This is a genomic window from Xanthomonas sp. F1, assembly GCF_014199855.1.
The window spans coordinates 162,845-173,814 of sequence record NZ_JACHOK010000009.1 but is presented as its reverse complement, the minus strand read 5'-3'; the positions used below and the strand labels follow the sequence as shown (position 1 = coordinate 173,814).

Here is a 10,970-nt window from a genome sequence, read left to right as displayed (position 1 = left end):
AGCTCCTGCACCTCGCCTACGGCGTCCTCAAATCGGGCACCGCGTTCGACCCGAAAAGGGCCCTTGCCTGCTAGGGGGTAAGACGGTATCTACAGGGTGCTTGCGGCAGGCTGCTGGGTGCACTGTAGGAGGGACTTCAGTCCCAACTGCATCCGACGCCAGAAAATTCGACTGTTTCCCTTGTCGCGGCTGAAGCCGCGCCTACAGGTGCTTGCGGCAAGCTGCTGGGTACACTGTGGGAGGGACTTCAGTCCCAACTGCATCCGACGCCAGAAAATTCGACTGTTTCCCTTGTCGCGGCTGAAGCCGCTCCTACAGGGTGCTTGCGGCAGGCTGCTGGGTGCACTGTGGGAGGGACTTCAGTCCCGACTGCATCCGACGCCAGAAAATTCGACTGTTTCCCTTGTCGCGGCTGAAGCCGCGCCTACAGGGTGCTTGCGGCAAGCTGCTGGGTGCACTGTGGGAGGGACTTCAGTCCCGACTGCATCCGACGCCAGAAAATCCGACCGCTGCACGGCGAAGCACGCCTAGAACGGATCGCTGCCCGGGCGCAGGTCGATGCCCAGGATCGCGGCCAGGCGCTGCATGTCCTGGTCGTCGCGGCTGAGCGCCATCCAGCCGGCGCGGATTTCGCTGCCGGCGTCCCAGCACCAGATGCTGTAGCCGTGCTCGCGCAGGCGGTCGTAGGCCACGGCCAGCAGTGAGGCGCTGTCGTGGTCCTCGAGAAAGTCGGCGTCGTCAACGTCGCCGCCCCAGTCGATGCGCAGGTTCCAGCGCGCGGCCAGCTCGTCGATCGCGCCGATCAGCGCCTCGCAGTCGTGGCCGTCGACATAGAAGCCCGCACGCCAGTCGATTGCGTCCTTCAGCGTCCACAGCCAGTCCGCGTCCTCGCGCTCGGCCTCGCCGGCCGCCTCGCGGTAGGCGTCGAACTGGCGCAGCGCGCTTTCCTCGTCGCCCGGGTTGATCAGCAGCAGCAGGTTCCAGATCAAGCCCTGCTGGGTGTCCGGATCGTCGTCGTCGTCGAACAGGTCGTCGGGATCGTCGTAGTCGGCGCTGTTGTCGGGCATGGCGGCGGATCGGGCATCACGGGGGAGCGCCAGTGTGCCGCGCCCGGCGCGCCGGCGGAAGCGCAAAACTCGGCAACGGCGCCGTGGACGTTTATCCTTCGCAGCCCGGAAGACGGCGCTGTCCGCCGCCACGCGAAGCCATCACGATGTCCGACACGCCCCCCGACCGCCTGGCGGTCAGCCCGCAGAGCCCCTTCCACGATGCCGAGACGCTGTCGCGCGGCGTCGGCATCCGCTTCAACGGCGTGGAGCGCGACAACGTCGAGGAATACTCGATCAGCGAAGGCTGGATCCGCGTGCAGGTCGGCAAGGCGCGCGACCGCCGCGGCAACCCGATGACCATGAAGGTCAAGGGCACCGTCGAGGCGTTCTGGCTCGACGCCAAGTAGGCGCGATCGCCGGCAGGCACAGCGCCTGCCGGCACATTGCGGTGGCCGGCCGCACGCCGCGGCCCCGGCCACCGCTTCAGGGCTTGAGCCGATAGCCGCTGCGGAAGATCGCCCACACCACGCCCAGGCACAGCGCCAGGAACCCCAGGGTCATGCCCAGGCTGACCGCGATGTGCACGTCAGCCTTGCCGTAGAACGCCCAGCGGAAGCCGCTGACCAGGTACACCACCGGGTTGAACAGGCTGATCTTCTGCCACAGCGGCGGCAGCATGTTGATCGAATAGAAGCTGCCGCCGAGGAAGGTCAGCGGCGTGATCACCATCAGCGGGATCACCTGCAGCTTCTCGAAGCCGTCGGCCCACACGCCGATGATGAAGCCGAACAGGCTGAAGGTCAGCGCGGTCAGCACCAGGAAGCCGAACATCCACAGCGGATGGGCAATCTCGTACGGCACGAAGGCGCGTGCGGTGAGCAGGATCAGCAGGCCCAGCAGCACCGACTTGCTCGCCGCCGCGCCGACGTAGCCGATCACCACTTCCCACCACGCCACCGGCGCCGACAGCACCTCGTAGATGGTGCCGGCCCAGCGCGGCATGTAGATGCCGAAGGAGGCGTTGGAAATGCTTTCGCTGAGCAGCGACAGCATCACCAGCCCGGGAATGATGTAGGCGCCGTAGCTGATGCCGTCGATGGCGCCCATGCGCGAGCCGATCGCCGCGCCGAACACCACGAAGTACAGCGAGGTCGACAGCACCGGCGAGGCGATCGACTGGGTCAGCGTGCGGAAGGTGCGCGCCATCTCGAAACGGTAGATCGCGGCGATCGCGTGCAGGTTCATGCGCGCGCCTCCGCAGCGGCGGAGGCCGGCCGCACCAGGCTGACGAAGATCTCCTCCAGTGAGCTCTCGCTGGACTGCAGGTCCTTGATCTCCACGCCCTGCGCCTCCAGTTGCCGCAGCAGCGGGCCGATGCCGGTCTGCGCGGCCTGCGCGTCGTAGGTGTAGGTCAGCGTTGCGCCATCGGCGGACAGCTCCAGCGGCTGCGCCGCCAGCGCCGGCGGCAACGCCGGCAGCGGCGCCTGCAGGGTCAGCGCCAGTTGCTTCTTGCCGAGCTTGCGCATCAGCGTGCGCTTGTCCTCCACCAGCAGCAGTTCGCCGCGGGCGACCACGCCGACGCGGTCGGCCATGTCCTCGGCCTCCTCGATGTAGTGCGTGGTCAGGATGATGGTGGTGCCCTGCTCGCGCAGGCGCCGCACCATCTGCCACATGTCGTGGCGCAGCTCCACGTCGACGCCAGCGGTGGGTTCGTCCAGGAACAGGATGGACGGCTCGTGCGCCAGCGCCTTGGCGATCAGCACGCGCCGCTTCATGCCGCCGGACAGGGTGGAGATGCGGCTGTCGCGCTTGTCCCACAGCGACAGATCGCGCAGCACCCGCTCCAGGTGGGCATCGTCGCGCGGCTTGCCGAACAGGCCGCGGCTGAAGCGCACCGTCGCCCACACCGTCTCGAACGCATCGGTGGCCAGTTCCTGCGGCACCAGGCCGATCTTGCCGCGCGCGGCGCGGTAGTCGCGCACGATGTCGTGGCCGTCGGCCAGCACCCGACCGCTGCTGGGATTGACCAGCCCGCAGATGATGCTGATCAGCGTGGTCTTGCCGGCGCCGTTGGGGCCGAGCAGGGCGAAGATCTCGCCGCGCTGGATCTCCAGGTCGATGCCCTTCAGCGCCTGGAAGCCTCCGGCGTAGGTCTTGGTGAGCTGTTGCACGGAAATGATCGGCGACACGGGACCTCCCGGGGTGGCGCAGCGGCTGCGGAAACGGCCCTCAGGGTAGAAGCCTGGTCGTGATGGATAAATCCCGATGCAGCGGAAGCACTCTCCCGTGTGCGGGATAGTGCTGAAAAGCTGGGATTGGGGAGTCGGGAGTGGGGATTCGCAGAAGCCCGGCAATCGCGCGTGCGCGCCGTGTGCACGCACCCGAATCCGTCATCGCAACGCGCAGCCAGCGCTTCAACGAATCCCCACTCCCATCTCCCCAATCCCGGCCCTCAGCTCTTGCGCCGCGCCTCCAGCAGATCCAGGTTGCGGATCAGGCGCCGGGCGATCTCGTCGGAGATCTTGCGCTGGCGGGTCAGCTTGAACAGTTCCTGGCGTTCGGCCTGCAGGCCGGCGTTGCGCAACTGGCGCAGCACCGCGTCCAGGCGCCGCGCCTCCTCCGGATCGCTCTCCATCGCCTCGCCGTGGTCCAGATGGCGCTGGTACAGCGCGCTGACCCGGTTCGCCGCTTCGTTGTACAGATCGGCGTGCTCGCTGTCCTGCACCAGCCGCTGGCGCAGCTTCTCCACCGCGGCCAGTGCCGCACGCGAGGACTCGCGCCGCGCCAGGTCCTCTTCCCGCTGGTCGTTGGGTTCTTCCGGCAGTTCCAGGCCGCGCAGCAGCCGCGGCAGCCCGATGCTGGCGACCAGCAGCGAGGTGACGATCACTGCGCTGGCCAGGAAGATGGCCAGGTCGCGGGCCGGGAACGCGGCGCCGCTGGGCAGGGCCAGCGGCAGGGTCAGCACGCCGGCCAGGGTGATCGCACCGCGCACGCCGGCCAGCGATGTCGCCACCACGATCCGCCACGGCGGGCTCTGCCGGTCCTCGCCGCGACGGCGCGCCTTGAGCAGGGTCCAGCGCAGCGACAGCCACACCCACAGGAAGCGCAGCAGCAGCAGGCCGACGTAGATCGCCAGCGCGTAGGCCGGCAGCCACCACGGGTCCAGGTGCCCGGCTTCGTCCATGTTGTGCATGGCGCCCTGTACGATGCCCGGCAGTTGCTCGCCGAGCAGCACGAACATGATGCCGTTGAGGGTGAACTGCACCATGTCCCACACCGCCGAGCGCTGCACGCGCATGCTGCCCGGGGCGCGGCCGCTCAGCTCCACGTAGCTCATGGCGATGCCGGCAGCGACCGCGGCGAGGATGCCGGAGGCGTTGATCGCCTCGGCCAGCAGGTAGGCGGCGAACGGCAGCAACAGGTTGACCAGGATCGCCGCGCCCGGCTCCTCGCCGACCTGGCGCCACACCCAGCGCTGCGCCAGGCTGGTGCCGACCACCACCGCGATGCCGGCGGCGACGCCGACCAGCGCCACCCACAGAAAGGTCAGCGAGGCGTCGGCCAGCGAGAACGTGCCGGTGATCGCCGCAGCCACCGCGAACTGGAAGCAGACCAGGCCGGACGCGTCGTTGAGCAGCGACTCGCCTTCCAGGATGTGCATCAGCCGCTTGGGGATCGGCGCGCGCGCCGCGATCGAGGACACCGCGATCGGATCGGTCGGCGACACCACCGCGGCCAGCGCGAACGCCACCGCCAGCGGCATGGTCGGGATCATCCAGTGGATCAGGAAGCCGGCGCCGAGCACCGTGAACACCACCAGGCCCAGCGCCAGTTCCAGGATCACGCCCTTGTCGCGGAACAGGCCCTGCTTGGGGATGCGCCAGCCGTCCAGGAACAGCAGCGGCGGCAGGAACAGCAGGAAGAACAGTTCCGGCTCCAGCGCATAGCCCTTCTTGAACACGCCGGCGATGATCGCGCCCAGGCCGATCTGCACCAGCGGCAACGGCAGCGAGAACGGCAGGACGCGCACCAGGTAGCCGCTGGCCACCACCGCCAGCAACATCGCCAAGACCACTTCGATCGAATGCATGCTCGTCCGGACGGCGGCGCCACGCCGGCGGCGCCGCCCATGAATGGGGGAGCCTGCAAGCAAAGCGCACCGCGGCGGCGATGTCCAGTGGCACGGGCGGCACAGGCTACTATCCGGCGGCAGAGCCGGTGGCGGACACCGGCACCTTTCCGCCGGAGACCGCATGCTCACCATCCAGCAACTCAACCGTTTCATCGACGAACACGCGGCGGAAGGCAGCATTCCGCGGATCTGGGACCTGGTCGGCGAGCACTTCGTCCAGGCCCAGGCCAGCCTGCCGGCCGAGCACGCGATGGAGCGGCGCGAGCTGTCCTTCCACGATCACGTGCGGCTGCTGGGCTACCTGTGCCTGCTGCTGGAAGGCGTGCCAGGCGACCTGGTGGAGATCGGGGTCTGGAAGGGCAAGTCGCTGGTGCTGATGAACGAGGTCTGCGGGCGCCAGCGCCGGGTGATCGGCATGGACCCGTTCGCGTTGCCGAACCAGTTCGAGGAATTCAATCACTACCGGCAGCAGCTGCTGCCGAATGCGCGCTTCATCCGCGGCTACTCCGAGTTTTGTGCCGAGCATTTCTACGCGATGGAACCGAAGGTGGCGCTGCTGCACATCGACGGCGGGCATACCGGGCGCAACGTGCTGCTGGATTTCCTGCTGTATGGGCCGAGCGTCGTCTCCGGCGGATTCGTGGTATTCGACGACTACGGTGACTGGGAATACTCGCCGGAGGTCGGCCCGGCGGTGGACCTGCTGCGCGCCGCCGGCTACTTCGGCGACTTCCACGTGCTCGGCTGCGCCCATGGCTTCGAGAACAGCTACGTGCTGCAGCGCCGCTGATCGACGCCCGATGTCGGGCCGCCTGCGCCGGCACCGCCCGTGCCGCGCCAGCGGTGCTGGGCGCGGCGAAGGCGCAGCGGCGTCGCATGCCGCCGCCACGCCGGGTTCCAGCCCTTGATCGGCGATCGATTCGCTCCCCGGCCTGATGCCACTACCGCCCCTCGCAAGCCGCGAACCCTGCATGCCTCGCGTGGCATGCAAGCAAGCAGATGGCCGCAGGGCGACGCTTGCCATTGGCTGCGAAACGCCCCCGATGCCTGAGCAGGCGCGCCGCGCGGCGGCGCTCCTGCCTCCGGCCTCCGGCGATCAGGTCCCGTGCGCCCGCGGCCCGCGAACGCGGCCGTCACCGACACCGGCTACCACCGGCTACTTGGTGAATTTCTTGACCTCCTTCCCGCTCCCCGTGGCCGTGCTGATGGTCCAGATCTGCGTGCAGTACGCGCGATTGATGTAGATGTAATCGTTACGTTCGTCCACGCCCTCGTCCAGGCTGTCGGCATAGTCCTTTTGCTTGGTCATGAACAGCGCGATTCCCTGCTTGCCCCGGTCGCCCTTGATCGGGGAGATCAGGACGGCAGCACCCTTTTCATTCCATTCGGCGGGCAGATCCATTTCGAAGCACAGCCAGGCATCGCCTTCGGTCGCTTTCAGGCCCAGCACCCGCGCCACGGGGCTGCTGTTGTCGGCGAGCTGTTGCGGCGAAAGCCGCGTGACATAGCACGCCGTCGGCTTTCCTTCCGACTGGTTCTGTTCGCTCTCGATGAACTCCCATCCCTTCTTGCCGCCCAGCCGTTGCACCTTGCTCAGGATCGACATCGGGCCGTAGTGGTAGTACTTCATGCCATCCTCCATTTCTGCGCTTGATCGTGCGGGTGATAGGCACGCCCTCGGCATCCCGATCGATGGCCAGAGCCGGTCGCGCTCGGCGAGGACAATGCGAAGACAGCATCGGCGGACGGCACTGCGAGGGCTGCCGGACAAAACCTGATTTGCGCCCCATCCCGGCCCTATCCGTCCAGGCTGCCGTACCAGGACGCAGCGGCGATCGATGCCGAAGCGGCCGACGGCACATGCCGGGATGCTCGCTTGCGTCTGCGGTGCGCGATACGGACACCGATGCGCCCGGATCGGCGACGGCGCCATGGCGGACGCGACCCAGCCGTGCCTTCCGGTCGCCGACACGACCGTTATCCGTTGCCCGGCATCCACGCGCGATACGCCAACGCCGCCTTGTGCGCAAGACGCGGCACGCTAGGCGGTTCCCGGCGCACCCGGGTGCGATCGACATCAGGAACGGCGCGCGGGCTTCCCGTCGAAAACGCGTCGCTCGCCCGCCTCGCCATCGGAATACGCTGGCGTGCGCGGCGTCTGCGGCTCCTGCGCCAACGCCTGCAGATCCGCGACGAACCCGCGGTAAGCCGTGTCCGCGGCGGCGCCGCCGCGCTGGCGCAGCACCCACGACGGATGCACGGTGGCCAGCGCGTGGGTGCCGTCGTCCAGCGCCTGCCATTGCCCGCGCTGGGCCATCAGCTTGAAGCCGCTGCCCAGCACCGCGCGCGCCGCGGTCGCGCCCAGGCACAGCACGATGCGCGGGCGCACCCGCGCCAGTTCGCCGGCCAGCCACATCCGGCACGCCTCGACATGAGCACGCTCGGGATTGCGATGCAGCCGCGCCTTGCCACGCTGCTCGAAGCGGAAGTGCTTGACCGCGTTGGTCACGTACATGCCTGCACGTTCGACACCCAGTTCCTGCAACGCGCGGTCGAACAGGCGCCCGGCCGGGCCGACGAAGGGCCGCCCGCTCAGGTCCTCCTCGTCGCCGGGCTGCTCGCCGACCACCATCACCGCGGCGTCCTGCGGCCCCTCGCCGAATACGGTCTGGGTGGCTGGCTGCCACAGCGGACAGCGGCGGCAGTCGCGCGCCGCCGCGCGCAGCGCCTCCAGGCTGTCGTCGGCGGCCACCGCCGGCGCGGGTGCCGGCGCGGGAATGCGCCGCCGCACCGGCTCGGGCGCGCGCTCGGCCATCTCGCGCACGCGCTGCCCGGCATCTCGGATCAGCGTCGGCAGCAGTTGCGCCTCCGGCAGGTGCTTCCAGTATTTCTGCGGCATCTCCTGGCGCATCATCGTCGGGTTGAGCCGCGCCGGGTTGAAGATGTTGGCGTAGTAGGTGCGCCACAGCGCGTCCTGCGCGTCGTCGGCCGGCGCATCGGCGCGCTGCGCGCCGGCGCCGAACTGCAGCGCCTCGCCGTCCCAGCGCACGCTGCGATACGGGGTGAGGATCGCCCAGCGCATGCCGGCGAAACGGCGCGCGAAGAACGGCGCCACGCGATCGACGATGTGGTGCTCCGGCTCGAACCAGGCGATGTAGGCCTCCTGCTCGCCCGGCACTTCGCGGAAACGCACGAACGCCTTCATCTTGTGGCTGTCGCGGCGCACCGCCTGCGCCCATTGCTGGGCGCGGTGCACATCGGCATCGGTGACCCGCTGCAGCAGTGCGCGCTCGCCGCCGGCGATGCGCCACAGCAGGCGGTACAGCAGCGCGTGCCGCTGCGGATCGCGATGGCACAGCACCGCACCGGCCAGCGCCAGGAACTCCGCCGACACCCGCGGCGGCGGCACCTGTGCCGGCAGCGTCGCGACGTCGGTCCCGGCGAGCAGCCCTCCCTGCGCATCGCCATCCCAGGCAAGCGTCTCCGGCGCCACCTGCGCACACCACGCCGCCCGCGCCACCGCCCGCCACGCCTCCAGACTCCATGGCGGTGCCACCTCAGCCTGGAACACGATCTGCCCCTCGCATCGCGCCAGCGCGTCGAACGCAAACGACCGCCCCCATCGCTTCAATCAAACAACCCACCCTGCCGCGGTGCCGGCGCCAGTTGCGCGCGCAGCCGCTGCGGATCGTCGAGCCGCTGCCGCGGATGGTGGTCGAGCACACTGACGAACGGCAGCAGTTTCTTCAGCGGCACCCGCAGCCGCGCCAGGTCCTCGACCCGCAGCCGCGCATGCCGCCGCGCCAGCAGCAAGCGCTCGACGTTGCGCGTGCCCAGCCCCGGCACGCGCAGCAGCAGTTCGCGCGCGGCGGTATTGAGATCCACCGGGAACCGCTCGGGGTTGCGCAGAGCCCAGGCCAGCTTGGGGTCCACGTCCAGATCGAGCATGCCGCTGGTGGTGGGCGGGGCGATCTCCTCCACCGAGAAATCGTAGAACCGCAGCAGCCAGTCGGCCTGGTACAGGCGGTGCTCGCGCTGCAGCGGCGGCGCCAGCAACGGCAGCTTGGCGGAGGCATCGGGAATCGGACTGAACGCGGAGTAGTAGACCCGGCGCAGGCGGTAGTTGCCGTAGAGATTGTGGCTGGTGTGCAGGATCGCGCGATCGTCCGCGCCATCGGCACCGACGATCATCTGCGTGCTCTGCCCGGCCGGGGCGAAGCGCGGCGGCTTGGCGCGCACCCGCGCTTCCGCCTTGCGCGCTTCCTTGCTCTCCTCGATGCGCCAGCGCAATTCGCCCATGGCCGCACGGATGCCGCCGACGTTCTTCTCCGGCGCCAGTTGCGCCAGGCCGCGCTCGGTCGGCAACTCCACGTTGATGCTGAGCCGGTCGGCATAGCGGCCGGCGGCGGCGAGCAGTTCCGGCGCCGCATCGGGGATGGTCTTGAGATGGATGTAGCCGGCGAAACGGTGCTCCTCGCGCAGCTGCCGCGCCACTTCCACCAGTTGCTCCATGGTGTAGTCGCTGTTGCGGATGATGCCGCTGGAGAGGAACAGCCCTTCGATGTAGTTGCGCTTGTAGAAATCCAGGGTCAGCTTGACCACTTCCGCCGGGGTGAAGCGCGCGCGGCGCACGTTGCTGGACACGCGGTTGACGCAATACGCGCAGTCGAACACGCAGAAGTTGGTCAGCAGGATCTTCAGCAACGACACGCAGCGCCCATCGGGCGTGTACGAATGGCAGATGCCCATGCCCTCGGTGCTGCCGATGCCACCCGTGCGCAGCGAATGGCGCTTGTCGGCGCCGCTGGAGGCACAGGACGCGTCGTACTTGGCCGCGTCGGCGAGCACGGCGAGTTTTTCGAGGGTATTCACCGGCCGACGATGCCGCGTCCGCGTCTCAAACGGTGAGACGCGGAGCGACTGCGACCTTCACCGCGATGAATCGCTCAGGTCGAAGGACCCGACGTTCAGGCCGCCGCGCGCGCCGCGGCGCCGTCGAAACGGTAGATGTCCATTGCCAGCAGCCCGGCATCGATGCCGGCGTCGATGCGCTGCGCGCCCAACCCGTCCGCACCGGCCGCGCCCATCGCCACGTAGATCGGCAGCCAGTGCTCGTCGGTGGGATGCGCGCGGGCGGCGAACGGCGCCTGCCGACGGTAGTCGAGCATCGCCGGCACGTCGTCGCGGCGCAACGCCTGCTCGGTCCATTCGATGAACGGACGCACGTAGGGCACCTCCTTGCCCTCGGCGTAGCGGCCGAAGTCGTGCAGGTTGTGGGTGATGCTGCCCGAGCCGATCACCAGCACGCCGTCCTCGCGCAGCGGCGCCAGCGCCCGGCCCAGTGCCAGATGGTGCTCCGGCCCGAGTTCGGGCTGGATCGACAGCGGCACCACCGGGATGTCGGCCTGCGGATACAGCAGCGACAGCGGCACCCACACGCCGTGGTCCAGGCCGCGGCGCTCGTCCAGCACCGGCGCCAGCCCGGCCTGCGCCAGCAACTCGGCGACCTGGTGGGCCAGGGCCGGCGCGCCCGGCGCCGGGTACTGCATGGCGTACAGCGCCTGCGGGAAGCCGCCGAAGTCGTGGATGGTCTGCGGCTGCGCGGCGGCGCCGACCAGCGGCCGCCGGCCCAGCCAGTGCGCCGAGGCCAGCACGATGGCGCGCGGCCGCGGCAGCGTGGCCGCCAGTTCGGCCAGCCGCGTGCCCACCAGGCCGGGCTGCAACGCGGTCATCGGCGAACCGTGCGAGATGTAGAGGGAAGGCAGGCGGGACATGGCAGGTCTCCGGAA

The 10,970-nt window shown here is 69.1% G+C and carries 10 protein-coding genes; 2 read left to right on the top strand and 8 right to left on the bottom strand.

All coding sequences use genetic code 11. The features are described from left to right. Positions 1-527: 527 nt before the first annotated feature. Positions 528-1,067: a DUF6630 family protein gene (locus GGR71_RS17695; protein WP_160959715.1), complete on the bottom strand. Its 540-nt coding sequence runs from the start codon at positions 1,065-1,067 to the stop codon at positions 528-530. A 146-nt stretch (positions 1,068-1,213) separates the two neighbouring features. Between GGR71_RS17695 and GGR71_RS17690 the strand changes: the two genes are divergently transcribed. Further along, positions 1,214-1,456, top strand: coding sequence for a DUF3297 family protein (locus tag GGR71_RS17690; protein WP_010343635.1), 243 nt, complete (start codon positions 1,214-1,216; stop codon positions 1,454-1,456). Positions 1,457-1,532: 76 nt separating this feature from the next. Here the strand turns inward: GGR71_RS17690 and GGR71_RS17685 are convergent, their stop codons facing one another. From GGR71_RS17685 to GGR71_RS17675, 3 genes are all read right to left on the bottom strand, one after another. Then, positions 1,533-2,294 carry an ABC transporter permease gene (locus tag GGR71_RS17685; protein WP_160959712.1) on the bottom strand — a complete coding sequence of 254 codons (762 nt, stop codon included), beginning with the start codon at positions 2,292-2,294 and terminating at the stop codon, positions 1,533-1,535. Continuing rightward, entirely contained in the window at positions 2,291-3,238 is a 948-nt protein-coding gene (locus GGR71_RS17680) for an ATP-binding cassette domain-containing protein (protein ID WP_160959709.1), read from the bottom strand. The genes GGR71_RS17685 and GGR71_RS17680 overlap by 4 nt, the downstream gene beginning before the upstream one ends. 263 nt (positions 3,239-3,501) lie before the next feature. Continuing rightward, the gene (locus tag GGR71_RS17675; RefSeq protein ID WP_160959706.1) at positions 3,502-5,139 is read right to left on the bottom strand and encodes a Na+/H+ antiporter; all 1,638 of its coding nucleotides are present in this window, start codon (positions 5,137-5,139) and stop codon (positions 3,502-3,504) included. A gap of 163 nt (positions 5,140-5,302) precedes the next feature. Here GGR71_RS17675 and GGR71_RS17670 point away from each other — a divergent pair, with 163 nt between their 5' ends. Continuing rightward, a complete protein-coding gene (locus GGR71_RS17670; RefSeq protein WP_048492244.1) occupies positions 5,303-5,971 on the top strand; it encodes a class I SAM-dependent methyltransferase in 669 nt (222 codons plus the stop codon). A 366-nt stretch (positions 5,972-6,337) separates the two neighbouring features. On the opposite strand, the gene GGR71_RS17665 is transcribed toward GGR71_RS17670, so the two are convergent. The 4 genes from GGR71_RS17665 to GGR71_RS17650 all read right to left on the bottom strand — a co-directional run bounded on the left by GGR71_RS17665 (position 6,338) and on the right by GGR71_RS17650 (position 10,955). Then, positions 6,338-6,811: a hypothetical protein gene (locus tag GGR71_RS17665; RefSeq protein WP_160959704.1), complete on the bottom strand. Its 474-nt coding sequence runs from the start codon at positions 6,809-6,811 to the stop codon at positions 6,338-6,340. 447 nt (positions 6,812-7,258) lie between these two features. Next, positions 7,259-8,752 carry a UdgX family uracil-DNA binding protein gene (locus GGR71_RS17660; RefSeq protein WP_160959701.1) on the bottom strand — a complete coding sequence of 498 codons (1,494 nt, stop codon included), beginning with the start codon at positions 8,750-8,752 and terminating at the stop codon, positions 7,259-7,261. A gap of 56 nt (positions 8,753-8,808) precedes the next feature. After that, positions 8,809-10,053: a putative DNA modification/repair radical SAM protein gene (locus GGR71_RS17655; RefSeq protein ID WP_160959698.1), complete on the bottom strand. Its 1,245-nt coding sequence runs from the start codon at positions 10,051-10,053 to the stop codon at positions 8,809-8,811. Between the two features lie 95 nt (positions 10,054-10,148). Then, positions 10,149-10,955 carry a DODA-type extradiol aromatic ring-opening family dioxygenase gene (locus tag GGR71_RS17650; protein ID WP_160959696.1) on the bottom strand — a complete coding sequence of 269 codons (807 nt, stop codon included), beginning with the start codon at positions 10,953-10,955 and terminating at the stop codon, positions 10,149-10,151. Between the last annotated feature and the right edge of the window lie 15 nt (positions 10,956-10,970).

Excerpts from the sequence above, each read along its gene's own strand:
- GGR71_RS17690 (WP_010343635.1), top strand. The coding sequence starts at position 1,214 with ATGTCCGACACGCCCCCCGACCGCCTGGCGGTCAGCCCGCAGAGCCCC.
- GGR71_RS17670 (WP_048492244.1), top strand. The coding sequence starts at position 5,303 with ATGCTCACCATCCAGCAACTCAACCGTTTCATCGACGAACACGCGGCG.
- GGR71_RS17685 (WP_160959712.1), bottom strand. The coding sequence starts at position 2,294 with ATGAACCTGCACGCGATCGCCGCGATCTACCGTTTCGAGATGGCGCGC.
- GGR71_RS17695 (WP_160959715.1), bottom strand. The coding sequence starts at position 1,067 with ATGCCCGACAACAGCGCCGACTACGACGATCCCGACGACCTGTTCGAC.
- GGR71_RS17650 (WP_160959696.1), bottom strand. The coding sequence starts at position 10,955 with ATGTCCCGCCTGCCTTCCCTCTACATCTCGCACGGTTCGCCGATGACC.
- GGR71_RS17675 (WP_160959706.1), bottom strand. The coding sequence starts at position 5,139 with ATGCATTCGATCGAAGTGGTCTTGGCGATGTTGCTGGCGGTGGTGGCC.
- GGR71_RS17665 (WP_160959704.1), bottom strand. The coding sequence starts at position 6,811 with ATGAAGTACTACCACTACGGCCCGATGTCGATCCTGAGCAAGGTGCAA.